Here is a 19,369-nt window from a genome sequence, read left to right as displayed (position 1 = left end):
CTCGCAATTATATATTTATATCCCTTTCTTTGTTTATATAAGCTGAATCTATATTTAGTAAATTACTAATTTTTTGAACTCGATTGATACTTCCTTTATCAGGTGCAACTATAACGAAATTGCTATAAGTTCTTAAAAACGGGATATATAAATTTATAGGTTCAAGATTAGAAACAGGAATATTAAAAAATTTCTCTATTTTATCGGAATGTAAATCAATAGTAATTATATGGTTTACTCCGAGCTTCTCTAAAAAATCTGCTATTAACTTAGCAGGAATTATATTTTGAGAATTTATATTATCTTGCCTTACATAACCGAAATAAGGCATTGATTTGTTCCCGCTTTTTTTTTGCCGCATCTACTACTAGCAAGAACAGCTCAATTAAACGATCATTAACGGGTTTTGATGTGGATTGTACTATGATTACATCTTCATTATGAAACGATTCTTGAATTTCTACAGGTAATTCTCGGCTTAATATATTTAACATTTAATGCTCTTAAAAGGATTTTATCCAAAAGAGGTAATAAATAGTTTTTCATATCCTTTCTTATTCCGGTAATTTTTATTAAACCTTGCTTATAAAGTTTTGTAAACATTTTTTCTGAAATAAACTCCTTATCATCATAACACTTACCTTTTAGACCTTTTTTGATAACCATTGCTTCAAATGCAATTCTGTCATCAACATTACCTTTGGTAATTTTAACAGCAATAATTTCTCCCTTATCATTGATTATCATATGAAGCTTGAATCCAAAAAACCAATCGACAGAACTACGTCCCATTTTTGCAAGATTATTAAAAGTTCTGTTAGAATTAATTCTGATATTTTTACATACTGCAAAATGTGTGGAATCTGCATAATAAATTCCCGTTCTTTTCCCACTTAAGTAATGTAACATCACAATCAATGGCAGAAATAATGAAGGAATAAGCTGAACAAATCTCTCATAACAAGGTGGATTCCTGAACAAATTACCATTAATAATAAAGTTTTGGTAATAAGCTTTTAAATGTTTATATGCACTAAAATGGTAAAAATCATTATTGAGAGTTCTTCACTTAAGGAAAGCTTACCTTCTCTAAATCTTTGCTTATTACTTTTCAGCAATTGATGTTTTACCCATTTCTCATAAATTTTACAAAATTTATCTACTATACAAAATATTGTAGTATATTTACACATGTTATTAAACCTTTATTTTACTCCTTCAGTGCCCTATTTATATAAGGTTTAATAACTCTTGCAACCTTCCTTCCTCTCTATTCCTTATCCATAATCGGGGTTAAATAAATTTGGTATAAGATTTGTGGCATTGTTAACCAAAGATGGATATCGTCATGAGCTAAACGACTGAAAGCATTGTTACGTGGATATTATGTCATTCCTAGCTAGAAGCGGGAATCCAGAGAAATAACCTTAATATTGCTAAACATTATTGATAAAATAAACCTAAAAAAACAAGTTTTTTATAGGTTTTTACTTCCTTCCCGCTTCCGTGGGAATGACGTTAAGAGAATTTTTTACTAGACTGCTTCATCAATTACTTCGTAATTTTCCTCGCAATGACATTAAGCAATAAGGTTCAAACGTACTTCTTCGTTAAGTTCTTTAGCAGAAGATAATTCTATATCAAGTTCGGCAAATATCTGCACTAAGGCTATAGATAAATCATGGATCATTTTATCGGTATGGGCAGGGGTTGGGATGATTCGGAGGCGTTCCGTACCTCTCGGTACGGTTGGAAAATTGATATGTTGAACGTAAATACCATATTCATTAAGGAGCATATTTGAGGTTTTCGCCGCTTTAATCGGATCACCAATAATTATCGGCACTATATGACTTTCATTTTTCAAATAAGGTATATTAAAACGTTCAAAAGAATTTTTAAGTTTTGTAACTACTTCTTGATGTTTTATTCGTTCTTCATTTGATTCTTTGAGGTGTCTAATACTATGCGTTGCAGCGGTAGAAATTACCGGTGGCAATGAAGTAGTGAAAATAAACCCTGGAGCGGTTAGTCTTATAGCGTCGACTAAATTATGGTTGCTAGTGATATAACCGCCGATAGTGCCGTATGCTTTGGCAAGTGTACCTTGAATAATATCGATTTGATCACTACAATTAAGAAGTTCGGCAATACCGCCACCCTGTTTACCGTATAAACCGACCGTATGAACTTCATCGATAAAGGTTAAAGCATTATATTTTTTGGCTAAGTTGATTATATCTTTGATAGGTGAGAAGAAACCGTCCATAGAGTAAGCCGATTCAAAAACAATAATTTTCGGTCTATTAATATCGACTGATTGTAAAAGCTCTTCTAGATGCTTAACGTCTAAATGTCTATATATATATTTCTCGGCTCTTGAACTTGTAATCCCTGCAATTATTGATGCATGATTTAGCTCATCGGAGAAAAATACTATATCTGGCATGATGTTAGCAAGACTTGCAAGCGTTGTATCATTTGCAACAAAACCGGATGTAAAAACTAAAGCTGCTTGCTTTTTGTGTAAATTTGCAAGTTCTTTTTCAAGCTCAAGAATGGCGATATTATTACCGCCGATATTGCGAGTTCCGCCTGATCCAACACCGTATTTTAGCAAGGCATCTATAGAAGTTTGCATTACTTTTGCATGTTTACTCATACCCAAATAGTCATTAATACACCACATAACTATTTGTTTATTAGCGTGTTCTGCAAAAGGAAAATTATCGGCTTGTCTTTTTAAGGCCTTAAATTCTCGATATCTTCCTTCGCTTTTGATCTTATCTATATGTTTGCTAAATATAGTATTGTAATAAAGCATTAGAACTATTGATTGTTAGAACTTTTTTATGTGAATTGTAAAACGTACTGTATCATCCCGTGGCTCGACCACGGGATCCATAAAAACAATAAAAAATACTAGTATTTCTACTGGATCCCGCGATCAAGTCGCGGGATGACAACGGATTGCAACCATTCTACATTAAAATTAAAAAAGTTTAAAGTTATAATATGGCTTTTTGTACAATATTGTTTAATCTCTTTGAAAATGCCCCTGTATCAGCAACCGGTTCACCCTCTAAAATACAGGCTTGATCAAATATTAGATTAACCAATTCTTCATTATTTTTATTATTTGCTTTTAGGTCATTAAAGATTTTCTCTATGATTTTATTTTTAGGGTTTAGCTCTAAATTTTTAGCTGAGGCATTAGCTATTTGTTTCTGCTCAATCAAAAATCTCTCCATACGAATATCCATAGCAGCGTCGCTAACGGCAAGACAAGCAGGGCTTGAAGTAAGTTTTTTAGAGATCTTAACTTCTTTTACTAATTTCCCGAGTGTCTCTTTAAAATAATCGGTTAGCAATTTATATTCATCATCAGATTTTTTACTATCTGTATTTTTCTTCTCAGATTGTGAAGTGGTTTGCTCTACATCGATATCGCTTCTAGTAGCAGATTTAATAGCATGTCCTTTATATTCGCTATTAACATTTACCCAAAAATCATCCACTGTATCAGTAAAAAGTAATACATCGATATTTTTACTTAACAACCCTTCGATTTGTGGGCTTGAAAGTAATTTATCGGGGTTATCACCGCTTAAATAATATATAGTATTCTGCTCTTCTTTAAAATTCGCTATATATTCGTCAAGGCTGATCATTTTATTATGCAAGGCACTTCTGAATATACATACCTCTAATAATTTTTCATGATCGGTAATGGCCTCACATAAACCCTCTTTTAAAGCACCGCCGAAATTAGCCCAAAACTTATTATATTCTTCAGGTGATTCCTCTTTCTTTTTTCTAAGCTCGCCAAGCACTCTTTTTGTAATAGCATTTTTGATTTTCTCAAGCACGCTATTATGCTGCAGTGATTCACGGCTAATATTTAGTGGTAAATCTTCTGAATCAACTACACCTCGTAAAAACCTCAAATATGACGGGATTAAATCTATATTTTCATCAGATATAAATACTCTTTTTATATATAATTTTACTCGCCTTTTGCGATCAGGGTGAAATAAGTCAAATGTTTTGCTCGATGGGATGAAAAGTAGGTTAGTAAATTCTATAGCTCCCTCGTTTTTATTATGCATCGTTATCCAAGGGTCATCAACGGCATAAGATAAGCTTTTGTAGAATTCTTTATATTGTTCTTCCGTAATTTCTGATTTCGGTCTTGTCCATAATGCAGAAGCTGAATTAAGCTGGATTTCATTATTACCGGCTTCATCAAAGAAATATATCGGTACTGCTATGTGATCGGAATAGCTTTTAACGATGTGTTTTAATCTAAAATGATCAAGGAATGTATCTTCTTCCTTTTTGATATGTAAAACGATTTCCGTGCCTCTTGTGAACTCTTTATCTGAATCTGAGACAATATATTCACCAAGCCCGTCTGATTTCCAAACATGAACTTTATCCTCACCAGCTTTTCTTGAGGTTACAGTCACTTTATCGGCTACCATAAAGCTTGAATAAAATCCAACACCAAATTGACCGATTAGCATATTATCCTTTTTAGAATCACCGGAGAGGCTTTTAAGAAAATTTGCCGTACCCGATCTTGCAATAGTACCGAGATTTTCGATTAAATCCTCTTTATTCATGCCTATGCCGTTATCACGGATAATGATTTGTCTGTTATCTTTATCGACTTTAACCGTAATTTTAAAATTGCTATCACCTGCTACTAATGCACTATTACTTTGAGATAAATAACGTAATTTATCGCAAGCATCCGAAGCATTGGAAATTAACTCCCTCATAAAAATCTCTTTATTACTATAAAGAGAGTGAATCATTAAATTTAAAATCTTGCCAACCTCGGCATCAAACTTTTTCTTTTCTTGTGTCATACTAAACCAATTTATAAATTCTTGTTTTTAGCTTTGTTACTAGGTCAGTTTTTTTTGTCATTGCGAGGAAAAACTGTAAGTTTTGACGAAGCAATCTCGTGCTATAGTCCTGAGATTGCTACGCTCCTTTTAGTCGCTCGCAATGACGATTTTGGTATCTTGTAACAAAACTTTATTTATTTAATATAGGAATTAATAATCAAATTTAAATAGTCTTCATTAATATTTTTTATCAATATCGTTTTTAAGCTATGAGTATGACCTTTAATAATTTCGATATTACTACGTGATAATTTCCATTCTTTTGCTAAATAATTTATAATTTCTTCATTAGCTTTACCTTGCTCCGGTAATGCTTTTATAGATAATTTTAGATATGGGATATTATTAATAGTTATAAAATCGCTAATTAGATTCCGGTTAGAATTAGGTTTTACTTTAAGACTAAGTAAAGCCTGATTTGAAGAAGAATTGTAATTGTAGAATTTATCCATGAATATCTTTTATCACATTTGCTTATTATTTTTAATAAAAAAAATCCTTGAAAAACTTTGCTTAAACTGATATACAGTTTACTGTAAATGTTTAGCACCCTTAGCTCAGCTGGATAGAGCAACAGATTTCTAATCTGTGGGTCAGAGGTTCGAATCCTTTAGGGTGCGCCCCATTCTTCGATTTCCGACACTTTTATAAAGCTATCAAACGGCGGATACAGCATAAAATCAAGCTTTTTGCCGTTTAGCTGGAATATTAAGTGTCTTTCACCAAATCTCTAAACTAAGCAGCTTTTCTCTTTCTTTTAAATAGTAAATTTATCACCTTATAAAAAGAAATATTAATAATTTAATTAAAAATATTTCTCAAGTTTATTAATATAAGCTTTAATTTCTTTTGTGTTAACTAATATAGGATTATCAAAATGCCAAATTCTTCAACTCAAGGTAAATTTGGACAACATGAAATTAACAGTAAACTAGAAAAGTTTTTTAAAGAACATAAATTAACATTAAAGAACCCAGATATACTAAAAGACTTTAGTGTTCTTATAGCCGATTCATCTAATAACCATGATATTACAAGTATAGCTCCATATGTAGACACAATGGAGAATTTGCTAAACTCAATACCGAATCATTACCACAAAACAGAATTCTTAGATTATGTAACGAATATAGTACCAGATCATAAATATGAAAATTTGCTTAATGGAGCTAATAATGGATTAAAAGAAGAAATAATTATTAATATCCTCAAAGAACTATCATCAGACCACTCTGATGTAATGCTTAATTTAAAACTGAGTAATAACGAAAAAGAGTTTAAAGAAAAATTAGACAAGATTATTAATACTTATGAAAAAGGGAAGGAAAATCCTGAAAACAAAAAAGCAATTTCTCAAGAAATCAAAAAAGAATTAGAGAATCTAGATACATGGTGCAAAGAAACAGCTAAAAAAGATAATTCGCATGTTTTTAAAAATATTGGACAAGTTATAAAACATAGTTTTAAAGCTTTGGCTAACATAGGAAATAAAGAAGCTTTCAAAAAAGAACAGAAAGAAGTTAGGTATTTATATGGAGGCTATAATACATGCTAATAAAAATACTAAACAAACACTAGAACACATAAGGGATACTATTAACAAACATAAATCTCCCCTTCCTCATTCTATTACTACTCCCAAGAATATATTGCGGGAAAGCAAGCGAGGATCTGTAGGAAGGTAAATAATAATTACTCGAAGCTGGTAAATGTGTCTATAATCGTCCACTAGGGTGTGTGTCATTAACCGAAAACCAACAAGCCGCCTTAATCTCATTTATCTTTAATTTTGGTAGCGGGAAGTTTCAAGCATCAACCTTGCCGCAGAAGCTTAACCGAGTTGAATATTTAGCGGCTGTCGATGAACTGCCAAGATGGATATACGCTAAAGGCGGTGTTAAGCTGCAAGGTTTAGCGACACGTCGGCAACATTATTATTTCCCTCTAATCCTCTATATATTAATAGATTCCCTGAATCAATCCTAATTTATTTATTCATACTTTTAGTTAAATTTCGATTGCTTTCTTAAAGCTCCTTATTATGATTCTGTCTATAAGCTCATTTTTAACAAAATATTAAGATTTATAGAATTTGATAAGGATAAAGATATGAAAGAACTAATAGAATTTCTAGAAAAACGAGGTTTGAAATGGGAAGCCGATAGTTTAAGAAAGGGTGACACAACTCTTTCTCTTTCTTATAACAACATAGGCGATACAACATTAAAGACAATTAACGGATATCTGCAAAGAAATAAAACTATAGCCGAGAAAAAAGCAGAAAGCTTAAATGCAGAGGGTAATAATTTATGCAGTCAAGAAAAGTATGATGAAGCTATAGAAAAATATAAAGCAGCAATAAAAATCAAGAAAGGACTTGATGGATACTCATATAGGGCAGACAATTTATATGAAAAAAATAAAACAAATGCAGAAAAGGAATATAAAGAACAACAAAAACAAGTACTTTCTGCAAAAAATATTAATATTGTAGACGATAATTTAACTAAATGGAAAAAATTAGTAATAGATATAAAAGAAAAAAATCAAGTAGACACGCAAAACCTAATAAAACATATAAATCAGGATGAATTAAATAATTTTGATGAATAAATTGTAAAAGTAAAGAATTGATCTGACAGTTAAGGATTGTTGGGTACGAAGAAAAAAGATAAGATAGTACCTGGCAAGTTTTAACAACCTACTAAAAAGGAGACTGTCAGATGACAACATATCAAGAAAAAATCATAAAGCCAAGAATCGGTTTATTAAAACTCGCTGAACAATTAGGGAATGTATCACAAGCTTGCAAAGTAATGGGTTATAGCAGGGATACATTTTATCGTTACAAAGAGCTCCATGATCAAGGTGGGGAGGGGGGAAGCTCTATATGAGATGACTAGACGTAAAGCTTGCATTAAGAATCGTGTGCCCGCAAATATAGAGGATGCTGTAGTTAATATAGCTGTTGAATTTCCAGCATTTGGTCAGGAACGTGCTGCTAATGAATTACGCAAGAGTGGGATAATCATTTCTGGTGGCGGAGTTAGATCTGTGTGGTTACGTCATGATTTAGAAAGTTTCAAAAAACGTCTAAAAGCTCTAGAGACTAAAGTAGCAAATGATGGTATTGTTTTAAGTGATAATCAACTTGCTGTTCTTGAAAAAGTTAAAAACCAACGTGAAGCTAGTGGTGAAATAGAAACTATGCACCCTGGCTACCTTGGTTCACAAGATACTTACTATGTTGGTAATATTAAAGGCATAGGCCGTATTTATCAGCAAACTTTTGTCGATACCTATTGAGGAGTAGCTATTTGTAAACTCTATACCGAAAAGACGGCTATTACAGCTGCAGACCACTTAAATGATAAGGTTATTCCATTCTTTGCAAACCATGATATCCCTCTGCTTAGAATATTAACTGATAGAGGTACGGAATATTGTGGAAAACCAGAAAACCATGCTTACCAACTATATCTTGGCATTGAGAATATCGATCATTCCAAAACTAAAGCATATAGTCCTCAAACCAACGGTATCTGTGAGCGTTTCCATAAAACTATGCAGGAAGAGTGCTATCACATTCTATTCCGCAAAAAATTTTATAATTCACTTGATGAATTGCAAACAGATATAGATAACTGGCTTGTGAGTTACAATAATGCAAGACCTCATTCCGGTAAACATTGCTTTGGTAAAACACCAATGCAATCTTTTACAGATTCACTTTATATTGCTAAAGATAAAAATATTGGTAATATTGGTAATATAGATAAAAATATTGGTAATATAGAGAGAATATCAGACAATTTGATGATTGCCCATCAAGCTGCCTGATTACTCAACTCTGTCAGATTAAGTCGTAACTTGTACAAATAAAGGTAATACTATATTAATTTCTGCTTTAGAAAAGGGCTTAGAAGTAGTTTATGAGCTGCTTATTAATACGTCCAACATAGCTATTAATAATAGAGAGATATTAGAAACCGCCCGTGGTGGCTTAGAAAAAGTTTGTGAATTACTTATTAATAGAATGTCCATTACAGCTATTAATCATGTTAATAATAACGGCTATACGGCTTTGACTTGGGCTGTTGCTAATGGTTATGAAAGGGTTTGCGAATTGCTTATAATGAGGCTATTAATCAAGTTACTAATAATGGTAAAACAGCTTTAAGTATAGCTACAAATAAAGGTTTTAAAAATGTATGTGACTTATTGCATAAAATAGATGGTTTTCAAAAGTTGGTTGATGGGATAAATGATAAAGTAGATAACCCCGATTATGGATAAGGAATAGAGAGGAAGGAAGGTTGCAAGAGTTATTAAACCTTATATAAATAGGGCACTGAAGGAGTAAAATAGGTTTAATAACATGTGTAAATATACTACAATATTTTGTATAGTAGATAAATTTTGTAAAATTTATGAGAAATGGGTAAAACATCAATTGCTGAAAAGTAATAAGCAAAGATTTAGAGAAGGTAAGCTTTCCTTAAGTGAAGAACTCTCAATAATGATTTTTACCATTTTAGTGCATATAAACATTTAAAAGCTTATTACCAAAACTTTATTATTAATGGTAATTTGTTCAGGAATCCACCTTGTTATGAGAGATTTGTTCAGCTTATTCCTTCATTATTTCTGCCATTGATTGTGATGTTACATTACTTAAGTGGGAAAAGAACGGGAATTTATTATGCAGATTCCACACATTTTGCAGTATGTAAAAATATCAGAATTAATTCTAACAGAACTTTTAATAATCTTGCAAAAATGGGACGTATTAATATTACTCCTTCCAGACATCGATCACCTATTAATTTTTTTACTTCTCTATTCTCTGCTCTTATTGCTTACCAACTTAAACCTAATAAACCATGTATTTCTTATCCATAATCGGGGTTATCTTTAGCAATTTCTTTCATTTCACTCCAAGGCAATTCATCAGGCAAAGCTTTTGTTCCTATGATAGAAATTATTACTACCGGCAATAAATCCCTATGTTTCATACCTTTCTTAATTTGATTAATGTAGGTATAACAACTGTAAAGCTGCGTTCTATTAAGATAATCTTTCTCCATTTTCGCTGCATCTCGATTATATAACATCTACCAGTTTCATCTTTAACTTTTAGATCGAATAAACTTCTTTTCCCTTCAAGAAATAAAGGCAATTTGTTCAGTAGTTATATAGCTTAAATCTATGATTCTATCTCCTTTCGATAACCTAAGAAGAGAGTTCAGTAAATTTATTAATTTTACTTTATCGCTAAATAATTTTTTAAATGCGACATCATTTGTACCGTCTAAATATCTTTGCATAAATAATTATATCTTTAGTAAGTTTTTATATATAGTAAATTAATACCTATCATTATCATCATATACTCCCCAAATTACTTTCTTGGAAATCCAACCTGTGTAATCCTTACATGTAATTTGGCAAAATTGTTCTTTACATTTTTTTAAACCGCAGCGAACCTTGGGCATTAATTTTGCTATAACTCGGCTTTTAGGGTCTGCGGATTTGGTAAGTTCTGTTTTCTTATTAGAAGTAATAACTACTGATCTTTTACCTGATAAGACGCTTGAATGTATCCAACCGCCTTCGCCGTTAATGTCACGTACTTGTCGCCATTGCTCGTACTCTGCAGTTATTTCTACCGGTTCGCCTTTTTTAACAAAAACCCATTCTACGGCAGATTTAGTAGTTGGTCCGCTTCTTGCATTTACTTCATTAGATTTTATTGAAACAAATCTCGGAATAGGCAATTTTTTATTATCGGCGTTAATTGTTGTTGATAATATTACAATAATTAAAGTAATAAGAATTTTAATCATTATCTTCCGCTTCAGATAAAGCATCTTCTTTTTTTGCTATTATATAATTACCAAGCCTAAATTGTACTTTTATTCTATTAATTTCCTGCTCGCTAATACCTATATTTTTTAGGACTATTCCACCGATTTGTAATCCAGTCTCATAACTTTCCGGAATAATAGTTGTGGCGCCTAAATCATAAAACTCTCTAGCATTTTTTAAATTTTTTAACTTAACGACAACCGGTATATCCTGATAATTACCGCTAATTGTTTTAAGCGATTTCTTAATAGTTACTTGATTATTCATAGTAAGTATTATAGCGAATGCTCTTTCCGTACCTAATGCCTTTAGAGTATCGGCTTGCGATACATCACCTTTAAAAACCGGTAAACCGTTTGATAGCTCTTCTTTGACTCTATCATCATCTAAATCAAGTATTACGTAACTTATACCTTCTGCTTCCAAAACTCTTGCTACCATTTTACCGGTATTACCGAGTCCGGCAATAATAATATGGTTTGTTAAATCTCTTGCACCAAGCTCAATCATTTGAGTCGGAGTTTTATCTAGTCCTTTATCAACTTTCTCGGCAATCTTTTTCCCTAAAGCTGCGAGTAATGGAGTAAGTGCCATAGTAAAAGTAACTACGAGTAATAATATATCGGCAGTACTTTCTTCTAATATTCCGCTATCTTTACCTAAACTGAATAATATAAAACCAAACTCTCCACCTTGCGATAATAATAAGCCTGAATAAAAAGCAACTCCTTTATTAAAACCGAATAAAATACAAAAAGCCGTTATGATTAAGGTTTTTATACCTATTAAAGCAATAGATAAAGTAAGAATATGAGATACTTTTTCATACATTTCTAGGGCATCGATATTCATACCGACGGTCATGAAAAACAATCCTAAAAATAAACTTTTAAAAGGATAAATACTTTCTTCTGCCTGCAATCTAAATTCAGTTTCCGCAACTAATACTCCGGCAACAAATGCTCCTAGAGCTAAAGACAAACCAAATGTTTCGGTAGCCCAAGCAGCAGAAAGTACTATTAACAAAGTCATCGAAATAGGTAACTCGCTTGCATTATTACTTTCTGATGAAATGAATGAAAATACAGGACGAAGAAAAACACGACCGACAATAAATATTGTAAGTAAGGCCGTTACGGCTTTTAAGAGTGCAATACCAAGAGCCGCTGCAAGCGAGGCTTTATTGTTACCGGCAAGTAACGGAACTATCACAAGCAATGGAACTACGGCCAAATCTTGCAGTAATAGAATAGCTAAAGAAACTCTTCCTATTTGCGTTGATTGACTACGATTTTCCTCAATAACCTGCATAACAAGTGCCGTAGATGAAAGGGCAAGACCACCGCCGGTAATGATAGCCGCACTACTATTACCGTCTATAAGTACCATTGCACCGGCAATTACTATAGCAGTCGTTAAAACTTGCAAACTACCGAGACCAAAGACATATCGTCTCATAGCTTTTAATCGCTCGAAGGATAACTCAAGACCTATTGCAAATAATAGAAATACTACACCAAGTTCACCTAGTAACTTAGTTTGGTCATATGTTACGATTTTTAAACCGTGATCACCTATTGCAGCTCCCGCAATTAAGTAACCAAGTACTGGACTTAATCTAAGACGCTTAAGTATAGCCACGATAAAAACCGCAGTACCGAGTAAAATTATAACGTTAATAAGAATATGATCGTTCATCTTTTCCAAATTTCTTCTAGCTTAAAATGCTCCCGTGCTTCAGGATAAAAAATATTAATTAAAATAGTACCTGCATCTATTAGTACCCACTCTGATTTACCAAGCCCCTCAATATTACTATTTACACCGGCATTATTTTTTAATTCTAAAGCTACATATTCGGCAATTGCTCCAACATTTTTAGTCGAACAACCGCTAGCAAATATAATATAATCGGCTAATTTATGTTTTCCTGTTAAATCAATTACCTCAATATCTTCTGCTTTTTTCTCACTCAAACATTCTAAGATAAATAATTTTAATTCTTCAGCTTCTTTTTTCATAATAATTAATAAATGACATAATAATATTAATTATTATATGCATAAGAGTAGAGTTTATCAATGAATGTTTAAAATTCTATAATAAAAATTCATATAAAGCTTTACTTTAACAAAAAAAACTTTAATTAATATTTATAGGCTTTTATATCTAAAAAGTGATAAAATAATGGCAATATCTGCAGAAGAGCTAGAAAAAATACTTAAGGAATCCTTTCCAAACAGTATAATAAAAATTACTGATTTAGTAGGAGATCAAGACCATTATGCATTAGAAATATCAGATGTTCAATTTAATGGACTTTCTTTAATTAATCAACATAAATTAGTAAAAAATGCCTTATCTGAAATATTAAATACAAAACTACATGCAATTACCATAAAAACTATCGCAGTTCCTGAAAAATAATTACAAACACTAATATAATAAATCTTACACAAATTCAACTTATTTTTAATTAAGTTTTATACTTACTTAGCATTAAGATTATAATTTTTCTGATAAAACCAAATTTTAAATTAACTTTTGCATTGGTCAACAATATGTTGACTTCTATTCTTACATAGAGTATATTATAATAATCTATTCTCATCTCTAAATGCAATATAAACTCAGCTTTTCTAAAACAGCTTTAAAAAATTTACTCAAAATTTCTACAAACAAAAGAAAAGAAAAATTAGAACAACTAAAGCTAAATCCTTATAAGGAAAATAATAATATCAAGAAATTAATAGGACACGATGGTTATAGATTAAGGATTGGGGACTATAGAATTATATATAGAATAAATAAAGGAAAGTTAGAAATTCTAGTAATTAATGTTGATGTTAGAGGAGAGGTATATAAATGAGTAATAAACATATAATAGAATATCAAGGAAAGCCTGCTTTTGTTGTTATACCTTTTAATGAATATCAGGAACTTATCAATAAAAAACAATGTATTACCGATGAAACATTATACACTGAAGCTATAGCCAAAAATGAGGAATATTTTCCTGAAGAATTAGTACAAAAAATCCTGGACGGTGAAAATCCTATTAAAGTTTATCGTGAATATAGAGGGTTATCTCAAGAACAATTAGCTATTAAAATCGGTAAAACTAAGCAATATATATCATCTATTGAAAAAGGATTACGAAAAGGCATAATAGATACACTAAAAAAACTAAGTACCGTTCTAAATGTTGATTTAGATATGTAATAATTCATTAAATTATTACTAATAGCAAATTACTTATGTAATTTGCTATTAGTAAGTGGATTTTTAGAAATTTACTTTAAGTCTTAGCGTACCGGATTGAGCATAGTATTTTTTAGCTAAGTTCAACCCGTAATGCACTCCGTACTCCATTCTGCCTTTCTTAAGTACTACCCCTGCTCCTAAATCATACAGCATTTTAGTAGGTTTAGGTGACGGTACCGGTAGAGGCTCATTAAGACCGTTAAGATCTGCAATGATTGCCGGTGTTTTACCTTTAAAGTCGTAATTAATAAAGGCATGAACTTGCGGTCTAATTATGAACTCATCCTTATAGAAAGTTGTTTTAATTTCACCGCCGAGTATACCCTCAACCTTATTATATTGACGCTTCTGAATAGTTAGATTTTGGAAAGAAGTATCGTATTCCTGATAACCGAAATCTTTAATCTTAGTAAGTCTTAAACCTGCCATCGGTGCAAATGAAGTTTCTTTCCATAGATAATTATAACCCCCAACTACTTGACCGCTATAAGAAGTTGAATGATACTTACCGTGTGCCGTTTCATAACCGCCTATAATATTACGTAGTTCATTAGTTTTAATATCGCTTCGTGAATAGGTAGTTACGCCTTCTACAAACCAGTTATTTATAAAGTTATATAAACCGTATATAGAACCCATGTTAGTTCCGACCTTAGTAGTATTACCGGCTTTAGCATTTTGGTAACGTAACTTCGTATCGACTCTAGTATAAGCAGCACCAAGAACTATATTATCGTTTATAACGGTATCGACCCCGATTGAACCACCGGTAGATTTAGCTTTATACTAAGTCCGTTAAAGGCTTTTTGTACCGCTTTGCCGTAATATGGGCTAACCCATACTCCGTAAACGGAATTATTAGCATTACCTTCATCGAGTTCACTGTTTGTCCTCCAGCTAGTGCTTCTATAATCAATTGTGAGCCAGCAGTAGCTATATTAATCGTACCTCCTAAGGCAAAATTTCCTGGAACGGTAACCGTAAACTCTCCGTCGACCGGACCTACAACATTACCTATATTAATTGTTGCAAGTGTTCCGATACTCGCATTAGTAGCAAGAAGGTTAGTATAAACGTCTAATATACCATTATTAGCCTGAAGAACCGGACTTGCAAAAGTATAAGGATTTATGCCTACAGCACCGTTAAATTGAAGTCTAGCTGCTGCATTGTTATAATCAACTCCTGCTGTTGCAGTTAATGTTCCTCCTACTGCAGCTATCCCATCACTAGTAAAATTAAAGTTATTAACTGTAACATTACCTCCCAAATCAACAGCTGTAGTATTATGTATTAATCGCATTATTGGCTCCTATATTTCCGGTAACCGTACTACCCGGCAAAATTTAATGTATTATTTCCTTCGGCTACGGAATTAATTATATTCCCACCGGTAGCTCCGCCGACATTCGCATCGGCAGCTATTGTTACTTGTGCGGCAGTACCTTTAAAATCTATATCAGAAATTACGCTTTTTTGAAAGCGTGTTAACGAGTTGTGCGTAAATTGTACTAACCCTCCATTTCCTGTATCAATTCCCGTTTCCCAATCTACACCATAATGGGTGTCACCTCCAACAAGAGGCTGATACTGGTTTCCTATCTGAATAGTTTGTGCAAAGATAGTTCCTGTAATTGTAACCGGATTTTGATTTAGAAGTTGTCCCGGCTCATCGGCTATCCCATCGGTACTAAATATGTTAAGCCTTTTTGTTCCCCCTGTTCCGTTGCCACTACCTGCATCAAGTGCAATTTCTCGTTTACCAGAAGCCACGTGTACTCCTAATTGACCCCATAAATCCTGTGCCGGAATTAGTTTCACAGTAGCTATAAATTTTGCTTCATTTTTGATCCATTACTTACTATATAACTAGAATTTGAGCCGGAAAAATTGATATTTTTTGTAGGTTGTATATCTACAACTTCATTTCCTGGGGAGTAAACTGAAGTATCGGTTGCAAGATTATATCTTGATCCATTAAGGTTACCAATATTAATAGCATTCGCTTTATTCCAATTTGGATTTTTAACAACGAATGGCGTATTAGTAGCTATTGTAAGATTATTTTGACCCTGAACATCAGTTATAATAGTGTGTTCATCCAAGTAAACGGTAGGATCAGCAGGAGCAACAACTGTAGAAGAAAGTACTAACAGTGTTGTTAAAATTCATATTATTAACGTAATAAGTGTTACCTGTTAAAGTTAAAGCCGCCCCGTTATTAGGACAATCGATATTTAGTCCACTTCCGGCACCGTAACATTACCGAGATTTATTGCGGTATTGGCCGGTACAGTCATAACTGCGTTATTATTGGCACCTATATTTAAAGAGCCAATTGAAACATTAGCAGTGAAATTAAACACTCCTCCAAGTGCTAAATCATCCCCTGGGGCAAAAGGCGTTCCACCATCAAGGTTAAAGCCTGTGGATAACACAGCATTTGGACCTATGACGGTTCGAACCCCGAGTGCACTTGTGCTAGCAAGCATCACTGCCGCAGTTGATGCGAACATGCCTTTTTTTATTAAATTTTTTAGAGTATTTTTTCGTTGACTTGACATAACATCTCCTAAATTTGGACTTAATTTTCTAAATTATAAATTTGAGACTAGTATTCATTAACAAATATAAATTTTATGTATTTTTGGAAGATTTTTAAAAATCTTTAGTTAAATGAGATTAAGATAAAAATTCTTAATATTTTCGTTATGTTGCACTTTTAAAAAAAGTTAATAATAAAATTAAATTTTTATTCAGGTCTTTAATTAATATTAAATAATAAAAGAGGGTAAGAAGAAATGATTAATAATTATTAAAAGAACAAAAAATTTTCTAACTTATGATTTTGTTATATAAATAACACGTTACTTTTAGTTAAAAAACATTAATTAAATACTAAAATATCTATAAAAATTATAAAATAAAGTATTTTCTACATATAGAAAGTAATCATAAGTTACTTTTCTTGTTTAAAATAAATTAAACTTTATATATTGTTTATAGAAATTCAGTAAATCGTATATAAATATAAAACTTAAGAAATACACATGGACCATAAAGCACGCTCGGTGTCATACCATGGCTTGACCACGGTATGACACCGAATGCGTTTTTCGATCCACGCAACAATGTCTGCTCGCAATGACGATATCTTTCTTTATTGAGCAAAATCTATAAATTTTTACATAAACAAATTGATTTGCTACGAATAATAGAGTATATATTATAGACATAATTAATTCTCGGGGCGTAGCGCAGCCTGGTAGCGCATCTGGTTTGGGACCAGAGGGTCGGGAGTTCGAATCTCTCCGCCCCGACCATAAATATAAATTTAAACCTAATGTCAAAAGACGACCTCATTCAGTTTACAGGTACAGTACTTGAACTTTTACCTAATGCTACTTTCAGAGTAAAGCTTGAGAATGATCATGTAATTATTGCTCATACTTCCGGTAGGATGCGTAAAAATCGTATCAGAATATTACTAGGAGATAAAGTTATGGTAGAAATGACTCCTTATGATTTAACTAAAGGGCGTGTGATTCATCGTCACTAGTCTTTATAAGTATGAAGCAGAACAAAAAAAACCTACCGATTATATTAGCATCAAGCTCTCCTGCAAGAATTGAATTACTACACCGAATAAGAATTACTCCTTCACAAATTATTCCAGCAGATATAGACGAAACACCTAATTTGCGTGAATTACCCGCTCCCTTAGCCATAAGACTTGCTTACGAAAAAGCTATAAAAGTTGCATCTCAAATAGAGGAATCAGCTATAATTATAGCTGCCGATACCGTAGCGGCAGTAGGTAGAAGAATATTGCCGAAAGCTACTACTTACGAAGAAGTCAAGAATTGTATTAAGATGTTATCCGGACGTCGTCATCGTGTCCATACCGGTTTATGTATTATCAAAAAAGAGAATGATCAGCTTACAGTTAGACAAAAAATAGTTCAGACTATTGTTAAGTTCAAAAAATTAAGTGATGAAGAGATTAATTTTTATTGTTCTTTGGATGAGGGAATAGATAAAGCCGGCGGGTGCAAAATTTCCGGTTATGCAGAAGCTTTTATCTCATTTATTTCCGGCTCATATTCAAATGTTATGGGATTACCTTTATTTGAAACGGTAAATGCTCTAACTTCTTTAGGTTTTAAGGTATATAAACGCTAATAGTCGTGAACATTGTTGCGTGGAGACAAAATCGTCATTGGCGAGCGGTCAAAGACCGCGTGGCAATCTAGAAAAATAATAAAAATGCTACGCATTTTAGTGGATTGCTTAGTCGAAACTTATAGTTTCTTCTCGCAATGACGACTCAGTATCCACTACATAAATTACTTAGCTAACCCCGATTATGGATAAGGAATAGAGAGGAAGGAAGGTTGCAAGAGTTATTAAACCTTATATAAATAGGGCACTGAAGGAGTAAAATAAAGGTTTAATAACATGTGTAAATATACTACAATATTTTGTATAGTAGATAAATTTTGTAAAATTTATGAGAAATGGGTAAAACATCAATTGCTGAAAAGTAATAAGCAAAGATTTAGAGAAGGTAAGCTTTCCTTAAGTGAAGAACTCTCAATAATGATTTTTACCATTTTAGTGCATATAAACATTTAAAAGCTTATTACCAAAACTTTATTATTAATGGTAATTTGTTCAGGAATCCACCTTGTTATGAGAGATTTGTTCAGCTTATTCCTTCATTATTTCTGCCATTGATTGTGATGTTACATTACTTAAGTGGGAAAAGAACGGGAATTTATTATGCAGATTCCACACATTTTGCAGTATGTAAAAATATCAGAATTAATTCTAACAGAACTTTTAATAATCTTGCAAAAATGGGACGTAGTTCTGTCGATTGGTTTTTTGGATTCAAGCTTCATATGATAATCAATGATAAGGGAGAAATTATTGCTGTTAAAATTACCAAAGGTAATGTTGATGACAGAATTGCATTTGAAGCAATGGTTATCAAAAAGGTCTAAAAGGTAAGTGTTATGATGATAAGGGGTTTATTTCAGAAAAAATGTTTACAAAACTTTATAAGCAAGGTTTAATAAAAATTACCGGAATAAGAAAGGATATGAAAAACTATTTATTACCTCTTTTGGATAAAATCCTTTTAAGGAAGAGATTCATTATCGAAACCATTTTTGGCTACATAAAAGAGAATTTTAATATTACTCCTTCCAGACATCGATCACCTATTAATTTCTTTACTTCTCTATTCTCTGCTCTTATTGCTTACCAACTTAAACCTAATAAACCATGTATTTCTTATCCATAATCGGGGTTAGATA

The 19,369-nt window shown here is 32.3% G+C and carries 29 protein-coding genes, 2 tRNA genes and 1 pseudogene; 16 read left to right on the top strand and 16 right to left on the bottom strand.

Features of this window, described 5'->3' with window-relative positions; all coding sequences use genetic code 11:
• Positions 1-7: 7 nt before the first annotated feature.
• From RMONA_RS01210 to RMONA_RS01190, 6 genes are all read right to left on the bottom strand, one after another.
• Entirely contained in the window at positions 8-361 is a 354-nt protein-coding gene (locus tag RMONA_RS01210) for a ribose-phosphate pyrophosphokinase (RefSeq protein WP_172643937.1), read from the bottom strand.
• Positions 300-494 (bottom strand): ribose-phosphate pyrophosphokinase-like domain-containing protein, encoded by a 195-nt coding sequence (locus RMONA_RS07780; RefSeq protein ID WP_096001003.1) that lies wholly within the window; start codon positions 492-494, stop codon positions 300-302. Before RMONA_RS07780 ends, RMONA_RS01210 begins: the two co-directional genes overlap by 62 nt.
• Positions 439-993 carry a transposase gene (locus RMONA_RS07265; RefSeq protein WP_242402838.1) on the bottom strand — a complete coding sequence of 185 codons (555 nt, stop codon included), beginning with the start codon at positions 991-993 and terminating at the stop codon, positions 439-441. Before RMONA_RS07265 ends, RMONA_RS07780 begins: the two co-directional genes overlap by 56 nt.
• A 586-nt stretch (positions 994-1,579) precedes the next feature.
• Positions 1,580-2,824 carry a 5-aminolevulinate synthase gene (gene hemA, locus RMONA_RS01200; protein WP_023507271.1) on the bottom strand — a complete coding sequence of 415 codons (1,245 nt, stop codon included), beginning with the start codon at positions 2,822-2,824 and terminating at the stop codon, positions 1,580-1,582.
• Between the two features lie 184 nt (positions 2,825-3,008).
• Positions 3,009-4,874, bottom strand: a complete 1,866-nt coding sequence (gene htpG, locus RMONA_RS01195; RefSeq protein ID WP_023507270.1) for a molecular chaperone HtpG — start codon at positions 4,872-4,874, stop codon at positions 3,009-3,011.
• Positions 4,875-5,050: 176 nt separating this feature from the next.
• Positions 5,051-5,368, bottom strand: a complete 318-nt coding sequence (locus RMONA_RS01190) for an A1G_07140 family DUF167 domain protein (RefSeq protein WP_023507269.1) — start codon at positions 5,366-5,368, stop codon at positions 5,051-5,053.
• Positions 5,369-5,462: 94 nt separating this feature from the next.
• Here RMONA_RS01190 and RMONA_RS01185 point away from each other — a divergent pair.
• From RMONA_RS01185 to RMONA_RS01155, 8 genes and pseudogenes are all read left to right on the top strand, one after another.
• Positions 5,463-5,536, top strand: a tRNA-Arg gene (locus RMONA_RS01185).
• Positions 5,537-5,793: 257 nt separating this feature from the next.
• Positions 5,794-6,471: a hypothetical protein gene (locus RMONA_RS10010; protein ID WP_023507268.1), complete on the top strand. Its 678-nt coding sequence runs from the start codon at positions 5,794-5,796 to the stop codon at positions 6,469-6,471.
• A 182-nt stretch (positions 6,472-6,653) separates the two neighbouring features.
• Positions 6,654-6,902 (top strand): lysozyme, encoded by a 249-nt coding sequence (locus tag RMONA_RS07775; protein WP_046058378.1) that lies wholly within the window; start codon positions 6,654-6,656, stop codon positions 6,900-6,902.
• A 123-nt stretch (positions 6,903-7,025) separates the two neighbouring features.
• Positions 7,026-7,529, top strand: coding sequence for a hypothetical protein (locus tag RMONA_RS01165; protein ID WP_023507266.1), 504 nt, complete (start codon positions 7,026-7,028; stop codon positions 7,527-7,529).
• A gap of 110 nt (positions 7,530-7,639) precedes the next feature.
• Positions 7,640-8,756 (top strand): annotated as a pseudogene (locus RMONA_RS01160) (IS481 family transposase).
• Between the two features lie 196 nt (positions 8,757-8,952).
• On the top strand, positions 8,953-9,096 hold the full coding sequence (locus tag RMONA_RS11355; protein ID WP_172643952.1) for an ankyrin repeat domain-containing protein: 144 nt from the start codon (positions 8,953-8,955) through the stop codon (positions 9,094-9,096).
• A complete protein-coding gene (locus tag RMONA_RS09050; protein ID WP_157699812.1) occupies positions 9,036-9,212 on the top strand; it encodes a hypothetical protein in 177 nt (58 codons plus the stop codon). The genes RMONA_RS11355 and RMONA_RS09050 overlap by 61 nt, the downstream gene beginning before the upstream one ends.
• A 366-nt stretch (positions 9,213-9,578) precedes the next feature.
• The gene (locus RMONA_RS01155) at positions 9,579-9,818 is read left to right on the top strand and encodes a transposase (RefSeq protein ID WP_023507265.1); all 240 of its coding nucleotides are present in this window, start codon (positions 9,579-9,581) and stop codon (positions 9,816-9,818) included.
• On the opposite strand, the gene RMONA_RS10005 is transcribed toward RMONA_RS01155, so the two are convergent.
• From RMONA_RS10005 to rsfS, 5 genes are read right to left on the bottom strand one after another with little or no spacing between them, the layout of a single operon-like run.
• On the bottom strand, positions 9,809-10,030 hold the full coding sequence (locus RMONA_RS10005; RefSeq protein WP_023507264.1) for a hypothetical protein: 222 nt from the start codon (positions 10,028-10,030) through the stop codon (positions 9,809-9,811). The genes RMONA_RS01155 and RMONA_RS10005 overlap by 10 nt on opposite strands.
• Before the next feature lie 48 nt (positions 10,031-10,078).
• On the bottom strand, positions 10,079-10,243 hold the full coding sequence (locus RMONA_RS10000) for a hypothetical protein (protein WP_008579365.1): 165 nt from the start codon (positions 10,241-10,243) through the stop codon (positions 10,079-10,081).
• A 39-nt stretch (positions 10,244-10,282) separates the two neighbouring features.
• A complete protein-coding gene (locus RMONA_RS01145) occupies positions 10,283-10,762 on the bottom strand; it encodes an SH3 domain-containing protein (RefSeq protein WP_023507263.1) in 480 nt (159 codons plus the stop codon).
• Complete coding sequence (locus RMONA_RS01140) at positions 10,755-12,482, bottom strand: monovalent cation:proton antiporter-2 (CPA2) family protein (protein WP_023507262.1); 1,728 nt, start codon at positions 12,480-12,482, stop codon at positions 10,755-10,757. The genes RMONA_RS01145 and RMONA_RS01140 overlap by 8 nt, the downstream gene beginning before the upstream one ends.
• Positions 12,479-12,805 (bottom strand): ribosome silencing factor, encoded by a 327-nt coding sequence (gene rsfS / locus RMONA_RS01135; protein ID WP_023507261.1) that lies wholly within the window; start codon positions 12,803-12,805, stop codon positions 12,479-12,481. Before rsfS ends, RMONA_RS01140 begins: the two co-directional genes overlap by 4 nt.
• A gap of 166 nt (positions 12,806-12,971) precedes the next feature.
• Between rsfS and RMONA_RS01130 the strand changes: the two genes are divergently transcribed.
• The 3 genes from RMONA_RS01130 to RMONA_RS01120 all read left to right on the top strand — a co-directional run bounded on the left by RMONA_RS01130 (position 12,972) and on the right by RMONA_RS01120 (position 14,006).
• Positions 12,972-13,211, top strand: a complete 240-nt coding sequence (locus RMONA_RS01130; RefSeq protein ID WP_023507260.1) for a BolA/IbaG family iron-sulfur metabolism protein — start codon at positions 12,972-12,974, stop codon at positions 13,209-13,211.
• A gap of 190 nt (positions 13,212-13,401) precedes the next feature.
• Positions 13,402-13,653 carry a type II toxin-antitoxin system RelE family toxin gene (locus RMONA_RS01125; RefSeq protein ID WP_023507259.1) on the top strand — a complete coding sequence of 84 codons (252 nt, stop codon included), beginning with the start codon at positions 13,402-13,404 and terminating at the stop codon, positions 13,651-13,653.
• Positions 13,650-14,006 (top strand): helix-turn-helix domain-containing protein, encoded by a 357-nt coding sequence (locus tag RMONA_RS01120; protein ID WP_023507258.1) that lies wholly within the window; start codon positions 13,650-13,652, stop codon positions 14,004-14,006. The genes RMONA_RS01125 and RMONA_RS01120 overlap by 4 nt, the downstream gene beginning before the upstream one ends.
• A gap of 63 nt (positions 14,007-14,069) precedes the next feature.
• Here RMONA_RS01120 and RMONA_RS01115 read toward each other — a convergent pair whose 3' ends face one another.
• The 5 genes from RMONA_RS01115 to RMONA_RS01090 all read right to left on the bottom strand — a co-directional run bounded on the left by RMONA_RS01115 (position 14,070) and on the right by RMONA_RS01090 (position 16,612).
• Positions 14,070-14,777 (bottom strand): autotransporter outer membrane beta-barrel domain-containing protein, encoded by a 708-nt coding sequence (locus RMONA_RS01115; protein ID WP_242402837.1) that lies wholly within the window; start codon positions 14,775-14,777, stop codon positions 14,070-14,072.
• A gap of 52 nt (positions 14,778-14,829) precedes the next feature.
• On the bottom strand, positions 14,830-15,351 hold the full coding sequence (locus RMONA_RS01110) for a hypothetical protein (RefSeq protein WP_037230923.1): 522 nt from the start codon (positions 15,349-15,351) through the stop codon (positions 14,830-14,832).
• Between the two features lie 29 nt (positions 15,352-15,380).
• The gene (locus tag RMONA_RS09995; RefSeq protein WP_242402825.1) at positions 15,381-15,869 is read right to left on the bottom strand and encodes a hypothetical protein; all 489 of its coding nucleotides are present in this window, start codon (positions 15,867-15,869) and stop codon (positions 15,381-15,383) included.
• A 5-nt stretch (positions 15,870-15,874) separates the two neighbouring features.
• Positions 15,875-16,153 carry a hypothetical protein gene (locus tag RMONA_RS01095; RefSeq protein WP_037230920.1) on the bottom strand — a complete coding sequence of 93 codons (279 nt, stop codon included), beginning with the start codon at positions 16,151-16,153 and terminating at the stop codon, positions 15,875-15,877.
• Positions 16,154-16,285: 132 nt separating this feature from the next.
• Positions 16,286-16,612, bottom strand: a complete 327-nt coding sequence (locus RMONA_RS01090) for a hypothetical protein (RefSeq protein WP_242402824.1) — start codon at positions 16,610-16,612, stop codon at positions 16,286-16,288.
• Between the two features lie 682 nt (positions 16,613-17,294).
• Between RMONA_RS01090 and RMONA_RS01085 the strand changes: the two genes are divergently transcribed.
• From RMONA_RS01085 to RMONA_RS10755, 5 genes are all read left to right on the top strand, one after another.
• Positions 17,295-17,371 (top strand) — tRNA-Pro (locus RMONA_RS01085).
• A gap of 20 nt (positions 17,372-17,391) precedes the next feature.
• Positions 17,392-17,607, top strand: a complete 216-nt coding sequence (gene infA, locus RMONA_RS01080; RefSeq protein ID WP_010977828.1) for a translation initiation factor IF-1 — start codon at positions 17,392-17,394, stop codon at positions 17,605-17,607.
• An 11-nt stretch (positions 17,608-17,618) separates the two neighbouring features.
• Positions 17,619-18,230: a Maf family protein gene (locus RMONA_RS01075; protein WP_023507257.1), complete on the top strand. Its 612-nt coding sequence runs from the start codon at positions 17,619-17,621 to the stop codon at positions 18,228-18,230.
• Positions 18,231-18,790: 560 nt separating this feature from the next.
• The gene (locus RMONA_RS10760) at positions 18,791-19,054 is read left to right on the top strand and encodes a transposase (RefSeq protein WP_023507103.1); all 264 of its coding nucleotides are present in this window, start codon (positions 18,791-18,793) and stop codon (positions 19,052-19,054) included.
• A 41-nt stretch (positions 19,055-19,095) separates the two neighbouring features.
• Complete coding sequence (locus tag RMONA_RS10755; RefSeq protein ID WP_023507102.1) at positions 19,096-19,356, top strand: transposase; 261 nt, start codon at positions 19,096-19,098, stop codon at positions 19,354-19,356.
• Positions 19,357-19,369: the final 13 nt, after the last annotated feature.

Source organism: Rickettsia monacensis (assembly GCF_000499665.2).
GTDB classification, from domain to species: Bacteria; Pseudomonadota; Alphaproteobacteria; order Rickettsiales; family Rickettsiaceae; genus Rickettsia; species Rickettsia tamurae.
Note: the sequence above shows the minus strand (reverse complement) of the source record. Positions and strands in the feature narration are given on the sequence as shown.

Bases quoted from the DNA above. Each gene is read 5' to 3' on its own strand.
- RMONA_RS01210 (WP_172643937.1), bottom strand. From the start codon at position 361: ATGCGGCAAAAAAAAAGCGGGAACAAATCAATGCCTTATTTCGGTTAT.
- RMONA_RS07780 (WP_096001003.1), bottom strand. From the start codon at position 494: ATGTTAAATATATTAAGCCGAGAATTACCTGTAGAAATTCAAGAATCG.
- hemA (WP_023507271.1), bottom strand. From the start codon at position 2,824: ATGCTTTATTACAATACTATATTTAGCAAACATATAGATAAGATCAAA.
- htpG (WP_023507270.1), bottom strand. From the start codon at position 4,874: ATGACACAAGAAAAGAAAAAGTTTGATGCCGAGGTTGGCAAGATTTTA.
- RMONA_RS01190 (WP_023507269.1), bottom strand. From the start codon at position 5,368: ATGGATAAATTCTACAATTACAATTCTTCTTCAAATCAGGCTTTACTT.
- RMONA_RS10010 (WP_023507268.1), top strand. From the start codon at position 5,794: ATGCCAAATTCTTCAACTCAAGGTAAATTTGGACAACATGAAATTAAC.
- RMONA_RS01165 (WP_023507266.1), top strand. From the start codon at position 7,026: ATGAAAGAACTAATAGAATTTCTAGAAAAACGAGGTTTGAAATGGGAA.
- RMONA_RS11355 (WP_172643952.1), top strand. From the start codon at position 8,953: ATGTCCATTACAGCTATTAATCATGTTAATAATAACGGCTATACGGCT.
- RMONA_RS01155 (WP_023507265.1), top strand. From the start codon at position 9,579: ATGTTACATTACTTAAGTGGGAAAAGAACGGGAATTTATTATGCAGAT.
- RMONA_RS10005 (WP_023507264.1), bottom strand. From the start codon at position 10,030: ATGTTATATAATCGAGATGCAGCGAAAATGGAGAAAGATTATCTTAAT.
- RMONA_RS10000 (WP_008579365.1), bottom strand. From the start codon at position 10,243: ATGCAAAGATATTTAGACGGTACAAATGATGTCGCATTTAAAAAATTA.
- RMONA_RS01145 (WP_023507263.1), bottom strand. From the start codon at position 10,762: ATGATTAAAATTCTTATTACTTTAATTATTGTAATATTATCAACAACA.
- RMONA_RS01140 (WP_023507262.1), bottom strand. From the start codon at position 12,482: ATGAACGATCATATTCTTATTAACGTTATAATTTTACTCGGTACTGCG.
- rsfS (WP_023507261.1), bottom strand. From the start codon at position 12,805: ATGAAAAAAGAAGCTGAAGAATTAAAATTATTTATCTTAGAATGTTTG.
- RMONA_RS01130 (WP_023507260.1), top strand. From the start codon at position 12,972: ATGGCAATATCTGCAGAAGAGCTAGAAAAAATACTTAAGGAATCCTTT.
- RMONA_RS01125 (WP_023507259.1), top strand. From the start codon at position 13,402: ATGCAATATAAACTCAGCTTTTCTAAAACAGCTTTAAAAAATTTACTC.
- RMONA_RS01120 (WP_023507258.1), top strand. From the start codon at position 13,650: ATGAGTAATAAACATATAATAGAATATCAAGGAAAGCCTGCTTTTGTT.
- RMONA_RS01110 (WP_037230923.1), bottom strand. From the start codon at position 15,351: ATGCGATTAATACATAATACTACAGCTGTTGATTTGGGAGGTAATGTT.
- RMONA_RS01090 (WP_242402824.1), bottom strand. From the start codon at position 16,612: ATGTCAAGTCAACGAAAAAATACTCTAAAAAATTTAATAAAAAAAGGC.
- infA (WP_010977828.1), top strand. From the start codon at position 17,392: ATGTCAAAAGACGACCTCATTCAGTTTACAGGTACAGTACTTGAACTT.
- RMONA_RS01075 (WP_023507257.1), top strand. From the start codon at position 17,619: ATGAAGCAGAACAAAAAAAACCTACCGATTATATTAGCATCAAGCTCT.
- RMONA_RS10760 (WP_023507103.1), top strand. From the start codon at position 18,791: ATGTTACATTACTTAAGTGGGAAAAGAACGGGAATTTATTATGCAGAT.
- RMONA_RS10755 (WP_023507102.1), top strand. From the start codon at position 19,096: ATGTTTACAAAACTTTATAAGCAAGGTTTAATAAAAATTACCGGAATA.